This is a genomic window from Ruegeria sp. AG7, from assembly GCF_056541545.1.
Map to the genome: position 1 here is coordinate 40,172 of NZ_JBQFYP010000002.1, position 21,747 is coordinate 61,918.

19 protein-coding genes and 2 pseudogenes are annotated in these 21,747 nt (G+C 53.3%); 12 read left to right on the forward strand and 9 right to left on the reverse strand.

What is annotated here, in order from left to right:
- Positions 1 to 9: 9 nt before the first annotated feature.
- The 4 genes from ACR0BF_RS03180 to ACR0BF_RS03195 all read right to left on the reverse strand — a co-directional run bounded on the left by ACR0BF_RS03180 (position 10) and on the right by ACR0BF_RS03195 (position 4,753).
- On the reverse strand, positions 10 to 1,632 hold the full coding sequence (locus tag ACR0BF_RS03180) for a TRAP transporter large permease (protein WP_480624253.1): 1,623 nt from the start codon (positions 1,630 to 1,632) through the stop codon (positions 10 to 12).
- Positions 1,632 to 2,474 (reverse strand): TRAP transporter small permease subunit, encoded by an 843-nt coding sequence (locus ACR0BF_RS03185; RefSeq protein WP_255612041.1) that lies wholly within the window; start codon positions 2,472 to 2,474, stop codon positions 1,632 to 1,634. Before ACR0BF_RS03185 ends, ACR0BF_RS03180 begins: the two co-directional genes overlap by 1 nt.
- 16 nt (positions 2,475 to 2,490) lie before the next feature.
- Positions 2,491 to 3,660 (reverse strand): mandelate racemase/muconate lactonizing enzyme family protein, encoded by a 1,170-nt coding sequence (locus tag ACR0BF_RS03190; RefSeq protein ID WP_480624254.1) that lies wholly within the window; start codon positions 3,658 to 3,660, stop codon positions 2,491 to 2,493.
- A gap of 79 nt (positions 3,661 to 3,739) precedes the next feature.
- Positions 3,740 to 4,753 carry a TRAP transporter substrate-binding protein gene (locus ACR0BF_RS03195; RefSeq protein WP_480622503.1) on the reverse strand — a complete coding sequence of 338 codons (1,014 nt, stop codon included), beginning with the start codon at positions 4,751 to 4,753 and terminating at the stop codon, positions 3,740 to 3,742.
- A gap of 197 nt (positions 4,754 to 4,950) precedes the next feature.
- On the opposite strand from ACR0BF_RS03195, the gene ACR0BF_RS03200 reads away from it, so the two are divergent.
- Positions 4,951 to 5,601, forward strand: a complete 651-nt coding sequence (locus tag ACR0BF_RS03200) for a GntR family transcriptional regulator (RefSeq protein WP_170403493.1) — start codon at positions 4,951 to 4,953, stop codon at positions 5,599 to 5,601.
- Here ACR0BF_RS03200 and denD read toward each other — a convergent pair.
- Together denD and ACR0BF_RS03210 are read right to left on the reverse strand one after the other, a co-directional pair.
- Positions 5,598 to 6,566 carry a D-erythronate dehydrogenase gene (denD, locus tag ACR0BF_RS03205; RefSeq protein WP_480624255.1) on the reverse strand — a complete coding sequence of 323 codons (969 nt, stop codon included), beginning with the start codon at positions 6,564 to 6,566 and terminating at the stop codon, positions 5,598 to 5,600. The genes ACR0BF_RS03200 and denD overlap by 4 nt on opposite strands.
- Positions 6,563 to 7,447, reverse strand: coding sequence for an NAD(P)-dependent oxidoreductase (locus tag ACR0BF_RS03210; RefSeq protein WP_480603979.1), 885 nt, complete (start codon positions 7,445 to 7,447; stop codon positions 6,563 to 6,565). Before ACR0BF_RS03210 ends, denD begins: the two co-directional genes overlap by 4 nt.
- A 190-nt stretch (positions 7,448 to 7,637) precedes the next feature.
- Between ACR0BF_RS03210 and ACR0BF_RS03215 the strand changes: the two genes are divergently transcribed.
- From ACR0BF_RS03215 to ACR0BF_RS03235, 5 genes are read left to right on the forward strand one after another with little or no spacing between them, the layout of a single operon-like run.
- Positions 7,638 to 8,396, forward strand: coding sequence for an SDR family oxidoreductase (locus ACR0BF_RS03215; protein ID WP_480624256.1), 759 nt, complete (start codon positions 7,638 to 7,640; stop codon positions 8,394 to 8,396).
- The gene (locus ACR0BF_RS03220; protein WP_366553914.1) at positions 8,393 to 10,189 is read left to right on the forward strand and encodes an IlvD/Edd family dehydratase; all 1,797 of its coding nucleotides are present in this window, start codon (positions 8,393 to 8,395) and stop codon (positions 10,187 to 10,189) included. Before ACR0BF_RS03215 ends, ACR0BF_RS03220 begins: the two co-directional genes overlap by 4 nt.
- Positions 10,190 to 10,200: 11 nt before the next feature.
- On the forward strand, positions 10,201 to 11,049 hold the full coding sequence (locus tag ACR0BF_RS03225; protein WP_480622505.1) for a fumarylacetoacetate hydrolase family protein: 849 nt from the start codon (positions 10,201 to 10,203) through the stop codon (positions 11,047 to 11,049).
- Positions 11,042 to 11,965: a 2-hydroxyacid dehydrogenase gene (locus ACR0BF_RS03230; RefSeq protein ID WP_480624257.1), complete on the forward strand. Its 924-nt coding sequence runs from the start codon at positions 11,042 to 11,044 to the stop codon at positions 11,963 to 11,965. Before ACR0BF_RS03225 ends, ACR0BF_RS03230 begins: the two co-directional genes overlap by 8 nt.
- A 16-nt stretch (positions 11,966 to 11,981) precedes the next feature.
- A complete protein-coding gene (locus ACR0BF_RS03235) occupies positions 11,982 to 12,572 on the forward strand; it encodes a LysE family transporter (protein WP_170609028.1) in 591 nt (196 codons plus the stop codon).
- Between the two features lie 47 nt (positions 12,573 to 12,619).
- Here the strand turns inward: ACR0BF_RS03235 and ACR0BF_RS03240 are convergent, their stop codons facing one another.
- On the reverse strand, positions 12,620 to 13,387 hold the full coding sequence (locus ACR0BF_RS03240) for an SDR family oxidoreductase (RefSeq protein ID WP_480603989.1): 768 nt from the start codon (positions 13,385 to 13,387) through the stop codon (positions 12,620 to 12,622).
- Between the two features lie 69 nt (positions 13,388 to 13,456).
- Here ACR0BF_RS03240 and ACR0BF_RS03245 point away from each other — a divergent pair, with 69 nt between their 5' ends.
- The 5 genes and pseudogenes from ACR0BF_RS03245 to ACR0BF_RS03265 all read left to right on the forward strand — a co-directional run bounded on the left by ACR0BF_RS03245 (position 13,457) and on the right by ACR0BF_RS03265 (position 18,495).
- Positions 13,457 to 14,515 carry an L-idonate 5-dehydrogenase gene (locus tag ACR0BF_RS03245; RefSeq protein WP_480624258.1) on the forward strand — a complete coding sequence of 353 codons (1,059 nt, stop codon included), beginning with the start codon at positions 13,457 to 13,459 and terminating at the stop codon, positions 14,513 to 14,515.
- 4 nt (positions 14,516 to 14,519) lie between these two features.
- A complete protein-coding gene (locus tag ACR0BF_RS03250) occupies positions 14,520 to 15,209 on the forward strand; it encodes a phytanoyl-CoA dioxygenase family protein (protein ID WP_480624259.1) in 690 nt (229 codons plus the stop codon).
- A pseudogene (locus ACR0BF_RS03255) lies at positions 15,206 to 15,912 on the forward strand (IS6 family transposase). Before ACR0BF_RS03250 ends, ACR0BF_RS03255 begins: the two are co-directional and overlap by 4 nt.
- A 436-nt stretch (positions 15,913 to 16,348) precedes the next feature.
- A complete protein-coding gene (locus tag ACR0BF_RS03260; protein ID WP_480603994.1) occupies positions 16,349 to 18,208 on the forward strand; it encodes a Na/Pi cotransporter family protein in 1,860 nt (619 codons plus the stop codon).
- Positions 18,209 to 18,246: 38 nt separating this feature from the next.
- Positions 18,247 to 18,495, forward strand: coding sequence for a hypothetical protein (locus ACR0BF_RS03265; protein ID WP_480603996.1), 249 nt, complete (start codon positions 18,247 to 18,249; stop codon positions 18,493 to 18,495).
- A gap of 96 nt (positions 18,496 to 18,591) precedes the next feature.
- Here the strand turns inward: ACR0BF_RS03265 and ACR0BF_RS03270 are convergent.
- Positions 18,592 to 19,296: pseudogene (locus tag ACR0BF_RS03270) on the reverse strand (IS6 family transposase).
- Positions 19,297 to 19,540: 244 nt separating this feature from the next.
- Between ACR0BF_RS03270 and ACR0BF_RS03275 the strand changes: the two are divergent.
- Entirely contained in the window at positions 19,541 to 20,248 is a 708-nt protein-coding gene (locus tag ACR0BF_RS03275) for an IS6 family transposase (protein ID WP_480603998.1), read from the forward strand.
- A 59-nt stretch (positions 20,249 to 20,307) separates the two neighbouring features.
- On the opposite strand, the gene ACR0BF_RS03280 is transcribed toward ACR0BF_RS03275, so the two are convergent.
- Positions 20,308 to 21,732 (reverse strand): gamma-aminobutyraldehyde dehydrogenase, encoded by a 1,425-nt coding sequence (locus ACR0BF_RS03280; RefSeq protein ID WP_480624260.1) that lies wholly within the window; start codon positions 21,730 to 21,732, stop codon positions 20,308 to 20,310.
- Positions 21,733 to 21,747 lie beyond the last annotated feature (15 nt).

Sequence of the window (21,747 nt, forward strand, 5' to 3'; positions counted from 1 at the left end):
GGTGCAACCTCACAACAGCAGCGCGATGATGCCCGGCCAGATCAGAAGAACGGAAAGCGCCAGCAACTGGATCCCGATGAATGGCAGGAAGCCGCGGAAGATATCCGTCAGGCTGATATGCGGCGGGGCCACTGACTTCAGATAGAACGCGGCCGGGCCGAAAGGGGGCGAGAGGAAGCTGACCTGCATGTTCATACAGAACACGACGCCGAACCAGATGGCGACATGACTCGGCTCCAACTGGCCAAAGACTCCGATTTCCTCGATAGGAAGGCGCATGACGATCGGCAGAAAGACCGGAATGATCAACAGTACGATGCCGACCCAATCCATGAATGCGCCCATGAACAGCAAGATCAGCATCATTACCAGAATGACCAACATGGTTGGCAGCTCTTGGCCGACGATCAGGTCGGCCACGTATTGGGGCCCCCCAGCAATGGTGTAGGCACCCGCCAGCGCGGCGGCCCCGATCGTAACCCAGATGATTGTGCCTGTGGATTTTAGTGTCCGCATCAAGCTGTCCCAAACCAGCTCGAACGATCCTTCGCCCCGTAGGATGGCGATGATCAGGACGGCGAAGGCGCCCATACCAGCAGCCTCGGTGATGCCCGTGATCCCGCCATAGATCGAGCCGAGCACGACGCCGATTACGACCAGCGGCGCGACGAGACCCTTGCCCATTTCCCAACCGATTTTTGTGCGCTGTCTGCCAAAGACGACGAAAATCAGCAGAAGGGCGACGATCGTGATACCGGCAAACCAGGGCAGGTAGTCAGCTGTCCCCAATCGCGCTGGTTCGCCCTGGCTGGCAGCGTTGGAGCCTGACAGTTCGAAAAAAGCGGCCCGGATAAACAGAACGGTGGAAAATCCGGCGACGACGATGCTCATGAAGGCACCAAACAGTTTGCGTTTCTCGGCTGGTTCGGGGTCGTTCGGGTCCGGTTCCGGCAGCGGAGCGTGATGAGGATTCAACCGAGTGCGGATGATGATGTACAGGATGATCATCGAGGCTAGCATGAAGCCGGGAATGAAAGACGCGGTGAACAGCGACTTGATCGAGGTTTCGGTGATCAGCCCATAGATGATCAGAACGATCGAAGGAGGGATCATGGTGCCCAACGACCCAGAGGCGCAGATGACGCCAATAGCGAGATTCTGATCGTAGCCCAGGCGCAGCATCTGGGGCAGGGCGATAAGGCCCAGCAGGACAACCTCACCGCCGATGATGCCGGACATGGCAGCCATGATCACCGCCATGATCGAGGTCACGATCGCGATGCCGCCGCGTGTTCTGGACAGCCAGACATTCAGCGACGAATACATGTCGCGCGCGATCCCGGACCGCTCTAGTAGCGACGCCATGAAGATAAACAATGGCACGGAGATGAGCACGTAGTCCGTTAAGAGCCCGTATATCTTCTGCGCCAGGATATAGAGCGGCCCAGTCCCTGGCCGACCGGTGAGAATCCCGTCGCCGAATGAAAACGGGTTTAAAAGCAGTGTCGGTTCGAACTTGAGCACAAGAACCAGAACCGCAAGCGAAGCCGAGGCCAGACCCAAGGGCATCCCGATCGCCAGAAGCACAATCAGGGCGACCATCAGGATGAGTGAGATTGTTCCAATGTCCATCAGTCTTGTCCCACCGCCCGTTTGATCATTTCAATTTCGTCTTCGTCCGGTTCATCTGTGTGGATTTCCGGTTCTTTGTTCCAATCCGCGACCAAGTTCAAAATTGCTTGCATTGCGACGAGCGTAATCACGATCAGCACCATCGGCTGCAACGTCGCCGGGATCGGAGGATTGAAGGCAGAGCCATAAAGCTCCCATTTGTAGAGCTTGTTGACGAACACCTGTTTGTAGCTGCCGTAGACAAGAAAGAAGGCAAATAGCACGATCAGTATAGTCGAAACCGTATCAAAAACGCGCTGAAGCCAACGTGGAACTGCGTCGTACATCAGGAATATTCGAATGTGACTGCGTTGCTGCATGGCGTAGTAGCCAGACATCAAAAACACAAAGCTGGCGAACCACAGTGTCATTTCGTTCGCCCACTCGGTCGGCTTCTCCAGGATATAACGCATGAAGACTTCGTAGAGCATGACGACAGTCATGATTGCGATCATCATCATCGTCACTCGGCCTATGAACAGGGCGAAACGGTCCATAACCGTCGAGCCTTCGAACTCCATCGTTGCCGGGCGCACGGTCTTGGTACCAATCACTGCAAGAAACGGTAGAAGGACGAGCGCGGCCATGTCGATGATGTCGACATACCCCCCGAATACGCCAGACAATTCGGGCGTGACGTCGCTGCGCAGATATATTTCAGTTACCTGACTTTTGAGGGATTCAGAGGTGTAAGGCAGCCAATCCAATAGGAATGCGGGAAGATGCCAAACAAGCCAGCTGGCTGTTGCGACGAAGGCCAACGGTATGAGCCATTCAATTAGTCCGCCTGAGTTCTTGTGCATCGCGTAACCCTCGTCCCTATCCTTCGATCCTGTAGTGATCGATAAAGTCTCGGTCTGGCTCGACACCCAATCCGGGGCCAGTCGGGATCGTGACACGGCCGTTGTTGGCCTTGACCTGATTTTGAATTTCCAGCGGTTCGGTCAGCAGATCGTCCCGAAACTTGTTGTCCGTTGTGTCGAACTCCAGCATCGGCTCCCATGGATGCAAGCCGCCTGGAATTGCGGGCATGGCCGCCAGTAAATGCAGATTAGTTGCGACGGCGATGGCGCTACCCCAGACGTGATTTACGACCGGCGTGAAATGTACGTGGCATAGAGACAGTACCCTGAGATACTCTGAAACACCGCCCAAAGCACAAACCTCTGGCTGCGCGATATCGATGCCACGGTTTTCAAGAAGATTGCGCCATGCCCAGCGATTGAATACCGCCTCTCCGCCCGAGATGTTTACCTTAAGCGAAGTGCGCAGTTCGCGGTATCCGTCAATGTCTTCTGGCGCGACCGGTTCTTCGAACCAATATGCGTCCAGTTCTTCCAGCGCCCGACCGACAAAGAGCGCGTCTGAAGTCGTATAGGCATGGTTTGCATCGACCATAAAAGGAAAGTCGTCACCAACTCCGCGTCTAACTGCTTCGCACAGTTTCACATCAGGCTTCGGGCCAAAGCCCGTTTTCATTTTGGTGGCGGTAAATCCCATTGACTTGATCTTTGCGGCTTCATCCTCAAAACGGCTTGCAAGACTAGAAATCGGTTCATCCCGGAGCATCATGCCGTAGCCGTAGCAAGGAACGCTTGCGCGATGAGCCCCGCCGACAAGCTTATGGAGGGGGAGGCCAGAGATTTTGCCGGAGATGTCCCAAAGTGCGATGTCCACCCCGGACAAAGCCTGTATTGGCATTCCGCTTTGGCCATGGTCTCGCAAAAGATTGTACACCTTGTGCCAGATCACGTCTTTGTCCAAAGGGTCCATGCCAAGGACCATTGGTTGGATTACCTTTTCCACGATGGATTTGTTCGCAATGGCTACGTTTCCGGGACCAAAGCACTCGCCCCAACCGGTTACCCCTTCATCTGTTTGAATCTCGACCAAATGGGTTGTACGCTTGTCATAATACTGTTGCGAGTAGCCCAGAACTTCCGGCATGTCGTACTGCAGTACGTGACTTATTATTCTGTTGATTTTCATGAAGTTCTGGATCCCGGCGCCGATCCGGAGAGGCCGCAAGTGCGGCCTTTCCGTGTGTCGTAGTTCGATCGAAGCCTGATTACTGCATTGCGCCCAGGTCACGCAGGAAGTTGATGTGGCTTTCTAAAAGCGCCTGTGCTTCAGGTGTCGTTGCGAACTCAGTCCAACCGACCTGAACGGCCGCGCGATACGCTGCCAGGTCTTCAGGCGACCAGTCGTACAACTGAACGCCTTTTGCCTTCAGGTCTTTTGCAGTCTGAGCGTTCTGCACCTCATTGATTGTGGCATTGTGCAATGCCAGGCTATCCATTGCGACTTCCATGATCTTCTTGTGATGCGCGGGCATCGCTTCCCAGACGTCTTTGCGACAAGCTAGGTGATCTGCAGGCATCGAGTGGAAACCGGGATAGTTTGTGTGACCTGCGATCTCGTACAGACCGAGGCCCACGTTGTTCGTCAGGTTCGCAGCATCCGCACCATCAATGATACCGGTTTCCAAAGCCGTGAAGATTTCGTTGAAGTCCATCACGATCGGAGAAGCACCAAGTTCCGCGAACACCTTGGTTGCAAGGCCTGGAGGCGAGCGAAACTTCCAATCTTTGAAGTCTTCCACTTTCGCAATCGGCTTGGTCGAAGACAACGACTCTGGCCCGGGAATCCACCATCCGATGAATTCCATGTCGTAGCCGTTGTATAAATCATTTACAGCTTCTCTTCCGCCGCCATGAAGAAGCCAAGCCATTTGCTGATATGGGTTCTGATATCCGCCGAGCAGGTCGCCCGCAAACTGGAAGGCCGGGTTTTTACCGGTCTGATAGCCGCCGCCCGTCATGTCGCAATCCAGAATTCCGGTAGCTGCGGCATCGAAGGTTTCAACTGATTTGACCACCGAAGAGGAATAGAACATTTCAACTTCGATTTCGCCGTTCGACATTTCCTGAATGTCTTCAACGAATTTTGCAGCCATCTGGCCTGACAGAGTTTCGGGCGAAAAATGGGTTTGAATTCTAAGCTTCGTTGTTTCAGCCATCGCGAAACCGGCTGCCATTGTCGTGGCTACGGCCGCCAGGGCCGCTGTCTTGACTATTTTCATATTGTCCTCCCAGACGTTGAGCGTGCGCGGTGTGGAAGATCTTGCCGCCTCCTTTGCTGTCGCGCAGGTAAACGTTAAGCCGACGAATCGAATGCAACAAGAAAAAATTGAAATTTCTAAAAATTTCGAGATTCTTGCGATAATTCGAAAATAAGGTTAGGACGCTACTTGGACAAAACTTGAAGGTACATACTGGAATGAACGACGAAATAGATATTTATCAAGATCTTAAGATGCGCCTGATCTCTAATGGATTCGAGCATGGAGCCAAGGTGCGGGCTGAAGAACTTCGTAAAGTGTATGGTTGTTCCGCGAGCGCCGTTCGTGAAGTCCTTTTTCGTTTGGCCGCTGTTGGTTTGGTGGACTTTCAGGAACAAAAAGGTTTCCGCGTGCCAATGCGTTCGCCGCAGAAGCTTATCGAATTGACGCACGTTCGTGTTCTGTTGGAGGCCGAAGGCACCGCAATGTCGATCCGTAAAGGCGGGGTGGATTGGGAAGCAAGATTGACGGCCGCACATCACAAACTCAGCCATATCGAAAAACGCATTCACGCCACAGACGACCCGAGCGGCCTTATCGAGATATGGTTTGCCTCGGAAAAGGAATTTCACCAAACACTTATTTCTGCCTGTGGCTCGGAAACTTTAAAACAAATGCATAGCCGAGTTTACGCGCAATTCAGACAGCAGTTGATGGTGGCAGACCGGAACTTTGAATTCATTTCTCAGAACATAAGACACCATGCCGATATACTTGAAGCAGCATTGTCAGGGGATGAGCAGTTAACACGAGAGAAAATTCACGACCATCTGGAACGCCATCTAACTGGAAAGACGATGGGCGACTAAAGCCGAAAATCGTCTTCCAAATACACGCGAATGATTTCGTCGAAGTTTGACTCCACCTCGAACCCCAACTCCAGAGCGCGATCTGTTTGAAAGTCTCGCGGCCAATTCTTGACTATTCGTTCGATTGTCTCGTCGGGTTCTTGCCTGATTAGTCCAACAGCTTCTTGGCCGGCCACTTTGCGCAGAGCTTCGATTTGTTCGGCGACGGTGCAACTTACGCCAGGCATGTTCAACGCGCGTCTGTCATTCAAAAGCTGCGTGTCCATTGTTGCTGCGTGGGTCAAAAAAGTCGCAGCGGCGCGGGGGCTGGCGTGCCAGTGACGAACAGTTTCGGCAACTGGCAAGACAGCCTCATCCCCATTCAATGGCTCTCGGATTATACCTGAAAAGAAGGACGAAGCGGCAGCGTTGGCTTTGCCCGGGCGCACACACAAAGTGGGCAAGCGCAAGGAAATACCGTCGATATATCCTTTCCTGCTGAAATCCGTGATCATCAATTCAGCCGCCGCTTTCTGCGCTCCGTAACTTGTCAAAGGTGCCGAGAGGAATTCATCGCTTATCTTTTCGGGGAATGGTGACCCGAAAACTGCTATGGACGAGGCAAAAACCAGGCGAGGTGTGTACTCGCTTTCTGAAGCTTCGTGTTCATCCTTAAGTGCGTTCAGCAGTGCCCACGTTGCCATAAGGTTTACATCCCAACCCAACGCAAAGTCTGTTTCAGCTTGGCCTGAAACGATAGCTGCAAGATGAAAAATGACGTCTGGCCGCTGCGTAGCAAAAGACTTAGCTATGCCTGACGCAGTCAAGTTCCCCACAATTTGATTACCTGCCGCACTGTCGGGCGGGAACGAGAGATCGAACAGTGAGACTTGGGCATCGGCTCCAAAGGTTTCTTGGGTCGACACGCGATGGGCCAGTTTCTGGCCCAGCATTCCTCCGCCGCCTATAATCAGGATCCGCGTCACAGCATTCCGTTCCGTTTTTTGAGTTCTAGATACAAAGCCGAATGATCCAGTTCGGCCCCATCCATTTCGTCTATCAGATATTCGAAACGGTCGCGCACAGATCGGGTGCTAGGTAGCTGAACGCCAAGGCTTCGCGCTTCCTCCAGCGTGTTGTCCAAATCCTTTAGTTGAAACTTAGACAAACCCCCAGGTGTAAAATTTCCATCAGACATGCGTTCGCCATGTTGTTGCAAGATAATACTATCCGCAAAGCCCCCCTTCAGTGCGGCCCTCAACGCGGTGGGGTCTGCACCGCCTTGCTGAGCCAGTAGAGTCGCTTCGGCGACAGCCGATATTGTTACAGCGACAATTGTTTGATTGGCCAATTTGCACAATTGACCAGAACCACTTGGGCCAACATGTACAGGCCGGCCCATTGCTGTCAGAACCGGTCGCACGCGCTCCATAACGTCCTGATCGCCACCGACCATGATCGCAAGGGTGCCAGCTTCGGCACCTTTGGTGCCACCGGAAACCGGGGCGTCCAGATGCAGCACCCCCATCGAGGAAAGCTGCGCGGATTGCTCTCTTGCGTGTTCGGGTTTGGCGCTCGACATATCAATCCAGATCATCCCCGGTTTGAGTTGCTCGCGGAAAGCCTCGTCAGCAAGTAGCGCGCCGGTCGCGTATCCATCCGAGAGCATGGTTATTATTACGTCTGCACCCGAAACCGCCAGCGGGGCAGTTTCCACCAATGTCGCGCCTTCTGCTGTCAACGGTTTGGCCTTTTTCAAGCTGCGGTTCCATACAGTGAGCGGAAACTCGGCGCACAAAATATTCCGCGCCATAGGAGCTCCCATCAGCCCGGTTCCCAACAGAGCCACTTTGAACTGCTTGCTCATCATCTACTGTCCTTCCGAAGCTGTGCCACGCATGGTTATGGCCAAACCAAAATCTCTGTCATACGCTAACGGCTCTGTGCCCACATGCCAGAAGTCGTTGCAAATCCGCCAAGGTTTCTTTGCTTCTCGGTTGATCTGTGGGACGAAGTAACACTTGTCCAGTCGCCACTTTTGAGGTCGGAATATTTATATGTCAGAAAGACTTAAGGGAAAAAGCGTCCTGGTCACAGCCGCCGCACAGGGGATCGGACTTGCAAGCGCAATTGCAATGGCAAGAGAGGGTGCAAAAGTCTATGCGACGGATATTAACCCTGAAAAACTAAATTTGATTCGCGGTCAGAATCTCGAAAATCTCGAAATATTCGAGATGGATGTGACGAATAATGACAGCATTCATCATGGGGTCGCGCGAGCGAAGCCGGACGTTTTGTTCAACTGCGCAGGGTTCGTGCATCACGGAACTATTCTGGATGCAACCGATGAAGAGTGGGATTTCGCAATGGACCTTAATGTGCGCTCGATGGTGCGCACGACAAAGGCTGTATTGCCGGGAATGATAGAGCGCGGAGGAGGCTCGATAATCAATATGTCTTCCGCGCTGGGTTCCATAATCGGTGCGCCAAATCGTTTTGTATATGGAACGACAAAAGCCGCTGTTGTCGGGCTGACGAAATCGGTAGCCGTGGACTTCATAACAAAAGGAATCCGGTGCAATTGCATTTGTCCGGGAACAGTCGATAGTCCCAGTTGGCGTGACCGCGTAGATGCGTTGGGCGAGCAACTGGGCAGCAGAGAAGAGGCCCTTGCACAATTTGTGGCGCGTCAGCCTATGGGGCGTGTAGCGAAAGCAGAAGAGATTGCTGCATTGGTCGTCTATCTGGCGAGCGATGAAAGTGCATTCACCACAGGACACACGCACATAATTGACGGGGGTTGGTCAGGCCAATGACAAAAGTATCAAAAAACGATTTGCGATCTCGCAAGTGGTTCATGAATTCTGAGAACCTTGAGATGACTGCATTGTATCTGGAAAGATACCTGAATTACGGTTTGACCCGTGAGGAACTGCAATCAGGCAAACCGATCATTGGCATTGCTCAAACCGGCAGTGATTTGAGCCCCTGTAATCGGCATCATATCGAATTGTCCAAACGTGTTCGCGATGGAATCATCGCCGCCGGCGGAACGTGCATCGAAATACCGGTCCACCCGATACAAGAGACAGGTAAACGGCCAACGGCCTCACTCGACCGCAACCTGGCTTATCTGTCCTTGGTTGAGAGTCTATTCGGGTATCCGATTGATGGCGTTGTTCTGAACATTGGTTGCGACAAGACCACGCCCGCGCTTCTTATGGCCGCTGCGACCGTCAACATCCCAGCGATTGCCCTGTCGGTCGGCCCCATGCTCAACGGTTGGTGGAAAGGTGAACGCGCTGGATCGGGCACGGTTATATGGAAAGCGCGCGAAGACCTTGCGGCTGACGAAATCGACACCGATGAGTTCATGGAAATCGCAGCCGCCGCAGCACCTTCGGTGGGTTATTGCAATACGATGGGAACAGCAACGACCATGAATTCGCTTGCTGAGGCCTTGGGTATGCAATTGCCCGGATCAGCAGCCATTCCAGCCCCGTATAGAGAGCGCGGCCAAATCAGTTATGAAACGGGTAAACGCATTGTGGACATGGTCTGGGAGGATCTACGCCCCAGCGATGTGATGACACGTCAGGCTTTTGAGAATGCGATTGTTATCAACTCTGCGATTGGCGGATCGACGAACGCGCCGATCCACCTGAATGCAATCGCCCGGCATCTTGGTGTTCCGTTGACCAACGATGACTGGCAGAAACTTGGCCACGACGTTCCTCTGTTAGTTAACATGCAGCCAGCGGGTAAGTATCTGGGCGAAGACTACCAACAGGCCGGAGGTGTACCCGCCGTTGTCGGAGAGCTTCTTGATGCTGGATTGCTGCCGCATTCCGATGCGATAACGGTGAACGGTAAGACGATGGGCGATAACTGCTCGACGCGCCGGTCTCAGAATAGCGACGTAATCAAGCCTGTCAGTAGCCCGGTTAAGCAACAGGCGGGGTTCATCAATCTCTCGGGCAACCTGTTCGAGAGTGCGATTATGAAGACGTCTGTGATCTCACAGGCATTTCGAGAGACCTACCTGTCGAACCCGGATGATCCGGATGCATTTGAGGGCAGGGCGGTTGTGTTTGATGGGCCTGAGGACTTTCACCATCGGATCGATGATCCTGCAGAAAACATCGACGCAAACTGTATTCTGATTATGCGCGGAGCGGGACCAAAAGGATACCCTGGTGCTGCAGAGGTCGTGAACATGCGGCCGCCCGCATATTTGTTGAAACAGGGCATCGAAGCCCTTCCTTGCATCGGTGATGGACGGCAATCCGGTACATCAGGAAGCCCGTCTATCCTGAATGCCTCACCCGAAGCTGCAGAGGGTGGTGGGTTGGCCTTGGTGCGAAATGGCGACCGACTGCGCATCGATCTTGGCAAAGGCACAGCAGATATGCTGGTTTCGCTCGAAGAACTGCATCAACGCGCCCGCGATCTGGAGGCAAAGGGTGGTTATTCAACCCCGCCCAACCAATCCCCGTGGCAGGAAATATTCCGCGAAAAAATAGATCGCTTGGATCGCGGTATGACGCTCAAGGGTGCAGAAAACTACCGCGATATCGCGCGAGGCTTCATGCCACGCGATAACCACTAAAAGGAACGGAAATGAAACTTGTGCGTTACGGAGCCAAGGGCTCGGAAAAGCCGGCCCTGGTCGACTCTGAGGGTCAATTGCGGGATCTGTCCGCTCATATCAATGATATCACGGGGGATATATTGGATGACGGAACGCTTGATAACCTGCGGTCATTGAATCCGAACAACCTGCCAGTTGTAGAGGGTGACCCTCGTATCGCGCCGTGTGTCGGTGACATCGGAAAATTTCTTTGCATCGGTCTGAACTACTCGGACCATGCTGCAGAAACCGGCGCAGATATTCCCGAGCATCCGATACTCTTTTTCAAGGCGAACTCAGCCGTCATTGGTGCCTATGACGATGTTGTTATGCCGCGGGGGTCTACACATACCGACTGGGAATGCGAACTGGGGGTCGTCATTGGTAAGACGGCCAAATACGTCTCCAAGGCCGACGCACTCGAATATGTTGCGGGCTATTGCATCGTAAACGACGTGTCGGAAAGGCATTTTCAAACGCAACTGACAGGTCAATGGACCAAAGGAAAATCCTGCGACACATTTGGCCCTACCGGCCCGTGGCTAGTGACCCGGGATGAGGTGCCGGATCCTCAGAGTCTTGGTATGTCTCTGAATGTAAACGGTCAGCGCATGCAAACCGGGAATACTGCCACGATGATCTTTTCCGTTGCCGAGATCATTGAGCATCTAAGCCAACTTTTTACACTGCACCCCGGTGACGTCATTTCAACCGGAACACCGCCCGGTGTTGGAATGGGGATCAAACCGGAACCAGTTTATCTGAAAAAGGGCGACGTCATGGAGCTTCGTATCGATGGGCTTGGTGTTCAACGGCAAAAGGTTGGCCAGGATGGCTGACTTGTTGCAAATTGGTGGGATCACCGAACGGATGAGAGAACGCCTGTCTTCAGTGTTCAATATTCATCAATTGGACGACTTCAACGCGGAAAGTATTACGCATATCGTAACGAACGGGCATGATGGCGTTCCGCATGACCTAATGATTTCACTCAGTAATCTGAAGATGATCAGCGTCTATGGAGTCGGTTACGACGCCGTCGACGCAAGTGCTGCGGCTGAGCGCGGGATTGTTGTGACTCACACGCCCAATGTGTTGAACAAAGAAGTCGCAACCACCGCCGTTCTGCTGTTGCTGTCATGTTATCGAGAGCTCATACGTGACGATAATTACGTTCGGTCCGGACGGTGGGAAGTTGAAGGTAATGCCCCTTTGACGCGATCAGCGGACAATCAAAAAATAGGCATTCTTGGTCTTGGTCGTATTGGTCAGGCGATTGTTGATAAATTGGAGCCGTGGGCACCCGAAATCTCATATCACACCCGCAATCAAAAGGATGTCCCGTACCGATATTTCGACAATTTGGTTGAAATGGCAGAGCATGTGGACGTCCTCATATGCATCACGCCCGGCGGCCCGTCGACCAATAGGCTGGTCAACGCTGAGGTGTTGCGCGCGTTGGGGGCAGGCGGCACTCTGATAAACGTTAGTCGAGGTTCGGTTGTCGACGAAACTGCCTTAATTAGTACATTGCAAAACGGTGAGCTCGGGTGGGCAGGGCTTGATGTCTTCGCGGACGAACCGCGCGTTCCAAAAGCATTGCGCGAGTTGTCCAATGTCGTTCTGCTCCCTCACGCTGGTAGCGCGACTTTTGAGACGCGTGCAGCAATGGGTGACCTGACTGTCGACAATCTGCTGCAACACCATAAGGACGGATCGGTGATCACAGCTGTGCCGGAATGCAGAGATCTGTAATAGGCCAATCTGAAAAGTGTTTGAGTTTGCTGTCGCGGTTTTCTTTCTGCTGATTACGCCGGGCCCGGGTGTTCTAACAACCGCGGGTATTGGATCAGCATTTGGTTTTCGAGCTGGACTCGCCTTTGTGGCTGGTCTGATGCTGGGCGGGTTCATCAACATGATGTTAGTTGTCTCTGGAGTCGCTGCGGTTGCTTTGGCTGTACCGGTGCTTAGAACTTTGTTGCTATTCGCATCTGTCGGGTATTTGGTATTTCTCGCCTGGCGTATTGCCAGCGCCGGCTCAAAGGTCGGATTTTCCCCTGCGGTTTCGCCGCTTGGTTTTGCGAACGGTCTGACACTTCAGTTCATTAATCCCAAGGCTTACGTGGTCGGCACAGCATTGTTTTCAGGGTTTGCCTTTTTGCCCGATGCGCCCGTTTGGGAGGTCGTCATAAAAATCGTAGTATTCAATATGATTTGGGTGCCAGTGCACATGATCTGGCTAGGTGCTGGCGCAAAGCTGGGTAGCCTTGATTTAAGCGAGAGATCGCATCAAAGGATCAATATTGCGATGGCCGCTTCATTAATGGTGGTTGTGGTGATTGCCTTGGCGTCGGCGCTATGAACGATATCTAAGTCGGTCTTACTTAGCAGACGATTGAAAGCCACAAATCAAAGTGACGCCGTTATTCCGCCATCGACATAGAGAGTATGACCATTGACGAAACTGGATGCAGGTGACGCAAGGAAAATAGCGGCGCCTACAAGTTCTTCTACATTTCCCCAGCGACCGGCCGGGGTACGTTTCTCAAGCCATGAGCTAAACTCTGGGTCGGCAACCAAGGCGGCGTTCAAAGGTGTATCGAAATATCCAGGCGCAATGGCATTGCAGTTCAGACCATACTTAGCCCAATCAGTTGCCATTCCTTTTGTAAGATTGGTCACGGCGCCTTTTGTCGCCGTGTAAGGCGCAATACCCGGTCTTGCTAATGCGGATTGAACCGACGCAATGTTAATGATCTTACCAGACTTTCTTTCAATCATGTGCCGTGCCACAGCCTGACCGACGTGAAAGACGGACGCTACATTTGTCTGTAGCAGGCGCTCGAAGGCATCAGCGGGGAAATCCTGTAACTCCGTCCTGTGTTGCATTCCGGCGTTGTTTATCAGGATGTCTATCGGGCCGACCTTTGCTTCAAAGTCGTCGACGGCAGATCGGACACCTTCATGATCGGTTGCATCGAACGAAAGTTCGCGTACCGAGGCGCCTGTTTCGCTCAGCTCGGATGCTGCTGCCGCTAGTTTAGTGGCATCGCGACCGTTCAAAACGACCTGCGCACCGGCGGCAGCCAAACCACGAGCCAATGCAAATCCGATGCCTTGGCTAGAGCCTGTTACGAGCGCGCGTGTTCCCTCTAGGCTAAACATTTCAAGCGTCATGCAAAAATCCCTTGGTTGTCAGCACCGACTATCCGTATCTTTTGGCAATCTGTATAGGGAGTCCGTGCAATGTCTTCGGCCAGTGTTGCTGTTGTTATCCATGCCGCAAAAGATCTGAGGTTGGAAAACCGGGATGTTCACGACGTGGGGCCAGACGAAGTCTTGATTGCCATGCGCGCGGGAGGGATTTGCGGCTCTGACCTGCATTATTATAACCACGGTGGTTTCGGCGCGATCAAGTTGCGTCAACCGATGGTGCTTGGACACGAAATCGCCGGGGGAATAGTGAGAGTTGGGTCAAGTGTGCAGGGGTTGTATTTAGGTCAACTGGTTGCAGTTTCTCCATCCCGACCTTGCCAATCCTGCATTTATTGTCTGAACGGGCAGCAAAACCACTGTCTTGATATGAAGTTCTATGGCAGCGCGATGCCGTTCCCGCATATCCAAGGCGCTTTTCAAAGCAAACTCGTGGCGAAAGCCAGTCAATGCGTTCCAGCAGATGGGTTAAGTCCTGCGCAGGCCGCTATGGCCGAACCTTTGGCGGTCTGTTTGCACGCGATTAAACAAGCCGGGAGCCTCTTAGGTAAAACGGTTCTTATCACGGGATGCGGTCCAATCGGCTGCCTCACGATCTTGGCGGCGCGTCGTTCTGGGGCGGCCAGAATAGTGGCGACGGATATCTCGGACCAGCCCCTCGCTGTGGCGCGTGAATGTGGGGCAGACGATGTCATCAACACCTACGCCGATCCGCAAAAACTGGAGCAGTTTGAAAACGACAAGGGCCATGTTGATGTGCAACTGGAGTGTTCCGGGGCTCAATCGGCTCTGGCTTCTGGCGTCGCATGCTTGCGCCCGGGTGGAACATTGGTTCAGCTTGGTCTGGGCGGAGATATGACTGTGCCGATGCAGGCGTTGACTGCAAAAGAGTTAGTGCTTCGCGGGTCTTTCCGTTTCCATTCCGAGTTTTCAGTCGCGGTCGAGATGATGCGAAGCGGACTAATTAACGTCGACCAGTTGGTAACGCATTCCTTCGAAGTTGGCGAAGCTGTCACTGCCTTTGAGGTCGCGTCTGATCGAAGCCAATCAATGAAGGTGCAGTTAACGTTTCCAGAAAATGACGATGGATAGACGAATGAGTGATATTGCAAAGACTTATGAAAGAGACGGTTTCGTAGCTCCGCTGGATATCCTGACAGCTTCTGAGGTCCAAGCGCTGCGCAATGATTTTGAGAAAGCTGAGCGCGTTCTCAGAGACGACCCAGATAAACTCAAGCTTCTATATTCTTATCCGGACAGGCTGATACCATCATTCGATGCACTTCTTCGCCATCCGAAGCTGATTGAGGCTGCTTCAACGGTGTTAGGGCCGGATCTCATGGTTTGGAGCGGTGCACTTTTTGTGAAAGAAGCGCGATCATCGAAGATAGTCTCGTGGCACCAAGACTTGACCTATTGGGTTGCGATTTCAGAAGCGTCTGAGCAAAGCGGGTGTATGAAGTTTGTTCCCGGCAGCCACAAAAGCCGTATCGTGCCTTACGTGGACACCTTCAGCGAAAACAATCTTTTGTCACGCGGGCAGGAAATCGCAGTCGATGTGAACGAAAAAGATGCAGTTGCTGCCGAATTGCGTGCAGGGCAGGCATCCATGCATCACGGGCATCTATTTCACGCATCAGGGCCCAATAACACAGACGATAGACGCATTGGTGCGGCGTTGCGTTTCATAAAGCCTTCAATGAAACAGCAGAATGGCGTGAAAACGGTTTTGTCAGAAAAACTTGGCTTGAGGCGGGCAGGGCGGTTGCGTAGCTTTTTCCCATGACCAGACCTGCCTCTTTCAAGTACTTCAAAACCAGCCCAGAGATCATCCGCCTTGCGGTGATGCTGTATATCCGTTTCCCGCTCTCGCTTCGAAACGTCGAAGATCTGTTGCACGAGCGAGGCATCGACGTGAGCCACGAAACTGTCCGATATTGGTGGAACAGGTTTGGTCCAATGTTTGCAGCTGAGATCCGACGGAAGCGTGTTCGGCAACTGCGCGCTTTCTCCAAATGGAAGTGGCACGTTGACGAGGTTTTCGTGAAGGTGAATGGCAAGCGGCATTATCTTTGGCGGGCTGTTGATCACGAAGGTGAGGTGTTGGAAGCCGTTGTCACCAAACGCCGAAACAAAGCTGCAGCACTGAAATTCCTAAAGAAATTGATGAAGCGACACGGTTGCGCCGAAGAGATCGTCACAGATCGCTTCGCTTCCTACAAGCCAGCGCTCAGAGAAATGGGCGCGCTCGATAAACAAAAGACGGGCAGGTGGCTCAACAACCGCGTCGAGAATTCGCACCTGCCGTTTCGACGACGCGAACGCGCGATGCAGCGTTTCAGGCGCATGCGAAGTCTACAGAAATTCGCCTCCGTCCATTCTCTGTCTACAACCACTTCAACCAGGTAAGATCGCTAGCCAGTCGAGATACCTTCAAGCTGACCCGCGCCGCCGCTCTTAGCGAGTGGCGTCAACTTTGTTCCGGTTAGGATCGCGGTTTCCGCGGCAAACTGAGACTGGTTCGAATTCGTCTGACAGCACCCGAATTAGTCTGCCAGCACCCTACCAGCATGATGCCGACGATGAAGAGCAGAGCCGCACCAAACCGGAACAGTTCTTCGCGGTTTAGGCGAACGGCTTTTTCTACTCTTTCAGTTCTCTACATGTTTGGTCCATCGGTCTCATTTGGCAAGTCAGTTCAAACATTTGGGCAAGTAGAGTTCCTACGCCATGATTTGAATCAATGAGACATGTACGTTGCGGTAGTAGAAACATCGAGGTCAGAAGGCGCCCGGGTTTGGGATATAGTATCTGCTGAGAATCTTGGCGCTGCACGAACTTGGTCGAGGTTAGCGTGCGGTCTTCCTGTAGGTCGAAATTCGCGCCATTCGGTGTTTTTGCGATCCAAAATTTTGGACTGATTGAATGATCAAGTACTACCTACCCGTCGCAATTGGCGCGCTACTAATTGCCTTCTGGGTAAGTCCTGACGCGCAGGTGGTTGCAGCTGGGATCGCTATCTTTTTGTTTGGCATGCTTATGCTTGAAGACGGCTTCAAGCTACTTGGAGGCGGAACACTAGAGCGAATGCTTCAGCGAGCGACAAAATCCGTTTCGCGATCTCTCTTATTCGGTTTCGTCTCTACTGCGTTGTTGCAGTCCAGCTCACTGGTTTCGGTCATCACGATTTCATTTTTAAGTGCTGACCTTATTTCTCTGGTCGGTGGGGTGGGGATAATCTTTGGGGCCAATATCGGAACGACGACGGGTGCGTGGTTGGTCGCCGGGCTAGGATTAAAGGTGAATATCGCAACCTATGCCATGCCAATTATCGGCCTTAGCATAATTCTTGTGTTTCAGAAGCCGAAGGTGCTCCGTGGGATTGGTTACGCCCTTGGAGGACTGGGTTTTCTGTTTTTAGGCATTCATTACATGAAAGAGGGTTTCGACGCGTTCAAGGACCAGGTCGACCTAATGCGATTTGCTTTGTCGGGATTTTGGGGGCTGGTAGTCTATTGTTTGTTGGGGACTACCGCAACCGTGATTATGCAGTCGAGCCACGCGACGATGGTGCTTACTCTCACCGCGCTTGCCGCTTCACAAATAAGCTATGAAAACGCGCTGGCTCTGGCTATCGGGGCTAATATTGGAACCACGATTACGGCGATTATTGGCTCGATCAGCGCCAATTTTCAGGGCAAGCGACTCGCATTGGCGCACCTGATCTTCAATACAACGACTGCGGCGGTAGCTTTGGTTTTCATAGTCCCGCTGAGTGAGACGGTTGACCTGATCAGTGGTACCGTGGGCATCGGTGCGGAAGATTATGCTCTGAAGTTGGCGGTGTTCCATACCATCTTTAACGTGCTCGGCGTCTTGCTCATGTTACCATTGATGCGTTGGCTGATCTCCTTTCTTGAACGCAGTATCGTCGAACCAACCCCCGATGTCAGTCAACCGCGGTACCTGAACAATGCAGCCGATGATTTCCCACAAACTCTTGAGATCGCACTTCGAAAGGAAGTCATGCATCTCTACGAAAACGCGATGACGTTGATCTTGCATGGCCTGAATCTGCATAAGAAGGATGTACTTGGCGCGAACAGCGTTGCAGAGGTGGTTCGCAGCAGTCGAACACCTACCGACATGGATATCGAGGAAAGCTACCGGCGCAAGATCAAGACGCTCTATTCTGCCATTGTCGAATTCTCGACGCGCGTCGGGGAAAAACGTGTCGAACCAGACGTTGCGGAACGTGTTTATGCACTGAGGGATATCGCCGGTGACATCGTTCAAGCGGTTAAGTCGGTCAAACACCTGCGAAAGAATATCTTGCGTCACACTGTACGGTTTTCCGGGAGTGCAACCGAACTGTATGATGACCTCCGTACTGAAATTGCCAGAATACTCGTCGAAATTAAAGAACTTGAAGACGCAGAACCGGATGAGCGTAGTGCGCTCTGGCTTGATCAGGAACGTGCACAAGTAGAAGAAGATGCCCGGACCGCTGCGCGCCGTGTAGAACAGCTCATTCGAAAAAACCAACTCACTCCCGATGCCGCAACTTCATTTCTCAACGACTCGGACTATGCCTATAGCGCGATGCGTAAGCTGATCGAAGCAGCGAGAACCTTTTACATCGAACGAGACAGCGCTATGGCCGAAGTCGAACGTTTGTTGGCTTTGGAAGAAGAAGAACTCGGTGAGTATAAGACTGAAACCGATGCGCTCTCTAAGGAAGACGAATTCGAAAAACGTCACAGTAAAGTCGTAGAAAGCAAATAGCATGCTGAAATTGCGCGACGATCTGCGGGGGGTATCAGATGGCATTGAAAAAACTTGCCGAAAAATTGGCCGAGTACAACTCACGTCTTGAGGCAGGCAAAGCGGAGAAAATTAAATCCAGCCATGTTCAAAAGGTACTCAAGAAGCTGCGTAAGAAGGCAGCAGATCTTGAGGCCGAAATTCATATGGAGAAGAATTCTGATAGGAAAGCCAGGCTGGTTCGAAAACTCGGAACAGCGCACGAGAGCGTCAAACGGGCGGAGTGGCTATTGAGGGAGATCGACTAATACGCTGGTCCTGCCTTTAGAAATTGGTTTGAGTCGTGCTGAGGGTGCTGGCAGACTAATTCGAACTGGTCTCTACAAGGACAGTGACACTGTCCATTAACTCGCGCCAAGACCACGCCACTCAGCCAGAGCGGCGGCGCGGTTGAGCTTGAAATTTGGTCTCGTTGAAAGGCTGCGTTCCTGATTAAAGTGATTGTAGACTGAAGCGTGGACGGCGGCGAACTTCTGCAAACTTCGCATACGCCTGAAACGCAGCATCGCCCGCTCTCGTCGTCGGAACGGCAGATGTGAATTCTCGGCCCTGTTGTTCAATCAGCGACCGGTTTCCTGTCTGCCTGCAGCGCCAATCTCCTTCAAAGCCGCGCCATACGATGCCAGCCCGTCCGTCACGACCACGTCAGGACTGCCGTGCTTACGCATTGCTTTCTTTAAGAATTTCAATGCGGCTTTCTTGTCGCGTGTCTTTGTAACGAAGCTTTCCAGGACTTCGCCCTCATGATCGACAGCCTGCCATAGATAATGCCGCTCGCCGTTGATTTTCACGAAAACCTCATCCAGATGCCAGCGCCACTTGCTGGAATTCATGCCTGCAATCCGCCGTTTTCTGATCTCGGACGCGAACATCGGACCGAACCGATGCCACCAAAATCTCACAGCTTCATGGCTCACATCGATGCTGCGCTCATGCAGCAGATCTTCCACATTGCGGAGCGATAATGGAAACCGCACGTAAAGCATCACTGCAAGGCGGATTATCTCACGGCTCGTTTTAAAGTAGCGAAATGGATCAGGTTTGGTCATGCCTGAACGCTACAAATCCACCCTGCCCGGCTCAAGCCGGTTTCCTCTGACAATGCCATGCGCGAACAGCTGATTGCATCAGGCGAAAGCACGAAACCGGCCGATGAGCTACGAGAAAAGCACATAGGTAAAAATCTAGCTATAAATTCAGCAGCAGCTCTGACCTCTCCAATCTGGGTCCCACTCGGGTCTTGTCAGAAGAACTTGGGTTGAGCGGGGTAGGGGTGTTGCGTAGCTTTTGTCCATGACCAGACCTGCCTCTTTCAAGTACTTCAAAACCAGCCCCGAGATCATCCGCCTTGCAGTGATGCTGTACATTCGTTTCCCGCTCTCGCTTCGGAATGTCGAAGATTTGTTGCACGAGCGAGGCATCGACGTGAGTCACGAAACTGTCTGGTATTGGTGGAACAGGTTTAGCCCGATTTTTGCTGCTGAGATCAGACGGAAGCGTGTTCAGCAATTGCGCGTGTTCTCCAAATGGAAGTGGCACGTGGACGAGGTTTTCGTGAGGGTGAATGGCAAGAGGCACTACCTCTGGCGGGCCGTTGATCACGAAGGCGAAGTGCTGGAAGCCGTTGTCACCAAACGCCGGAACAAAGCTGCAGCACTGAAATTCCTCAGGAAATTGATGAAGCGACACGGAAAAACGGAAAACGTGTTCACGGATCGCTTCGCCTCATACAGAGCCGTGCTCAGAGAGCTAGGCGCTACCGAAAAACAAAAGACGGGCAGGTGTCTCAACAACCGCGTCGAGAATTCGCACCTGCCGTTCCGACGACGCGAACACGCGATGCAGCGTTTCAGGCGTATGCGAAGTTTACAGAAATTCGCCTCCGTCCATTCCTCCGTCTACAATCACTTCAACCAGGAACGATCGCTCACCAGCCGGGACACCTTCAAGCTGACACGCACCGCCGCTCTTGCCGAGTGGCGTCAACTTTGTTCCGGATAGGTTCGCAGTTTCCGCGGCAAACTGAGACTGGTTTGAATTCGTCTGACAGCACCACGCAATCAATGCGCCACCATGATGTGCCTGACCGCGGTGTAATCCTCGAGCGCATACATGGACATGTCCTTGCCATAGCCCGATTGCTTGAGCCCGCCATGCGGCATTTCCGTTGTCAGCATGAAATGTGTGTTCACCCAGGTGCAGCCGTATTGCAGCCTGGCGGCGACATCCATCGCTCGGCCGATATTTCCGGTCCAGACCGACGAGGCCAGGCCGTATTGGCTGTCATTGGCCCAATCGACGACCGGGTCGTCCTCGGTGAACCGGGTGACCGAGACCACGGGGCCGAACACTTCGCGCTGGACGATTTCGTCTTCCTGGCGGGCGCCCGCGACGACGGTGGGTTTGTAGTAGAAGCCCGGCCCGTCCACCGTTGCGCCTCCTGTGGCGATCTCGACATGCGAGAGGTCAGCGGCGCGCTGGACAAAGCTGGCAACCCGATCGCGTTGGCGCGGCGAAATCAGCGGCGGAATCTCGTTCAGGCTGTCATCGGCTTTGTTATAGACGATGCTGGCCGCTGCGGCAGACAGCTCGGCCACAAGATTTTCATAGATCCCGGCGCCCGCATAGATCCGGCAGGCTGCGGTGCAGTCCTGCCCCGCGTTGTAATAGCCAAAGGCTTTGAGCCCTTCGACCACTGCCGATAGATCGGCATCGTCATAGACGATGACCGGAGCCTTGCCGCCCAACTCCAGATGGGTGCGCTTGACGGTGCGCGAGGCGGCCTGAAGTACCTTCTTGCCGGTCGCCACATCCCCAGTGATCGAGACCATATCGACCCCGTCATGGTTGATCAGCGTGTTCCCGACCGAGCCGCCCTTGCCGGCGATCACGTTTACCACACCTTCGGGCAGGATATCGGCTAGGATCTTGGCGAAAGCCAGTGCGGTCAGGGGCGTCTGCTCGGACGGTTTCATGACAACGGTGTTACCACCTGCGAGGGCCGGTGCCAGTTTCCAAGCCATCATCATGATCGGATAGTTCCACGGCGCGATCGAGGCGACGACCCCGACGGCGTCGCGGCGGATCATGCTGGTATGGCCCGGCAGGTAATTCCCGGCAATTGGCCCATGCATGTTGCGAACTGCGCCCGCGAAGAAGCGGAAACAATCCGCGACCGCCGGAATCTCGTCATTGCGCACGCCGTCGATCGGCTTGCCGCAGTTCAATGCCTCTAGCTGGGAGAGCATCTCCAGATTGGCCTCGACCGCATCCGCGATCCGCAGCAGATAGCCCGCGCGCTCGCCGGGGGTGGTCAGCGCCCAGCCGGTGAAGGCCGCGCGCGCCGCCGTGACGGCGCGGTCGATCTGCGCCGGGTCGGCCTCGGGGATCTGGACAATCACCTCGCCCGTGCGGGGGTTCAGGACCATTTCTTCCTGATCCGTGCCTGCTTCGAAAGAATTGCCAATCAGCATGTTGGTTTCCATCAGGGAGCCCTTTCT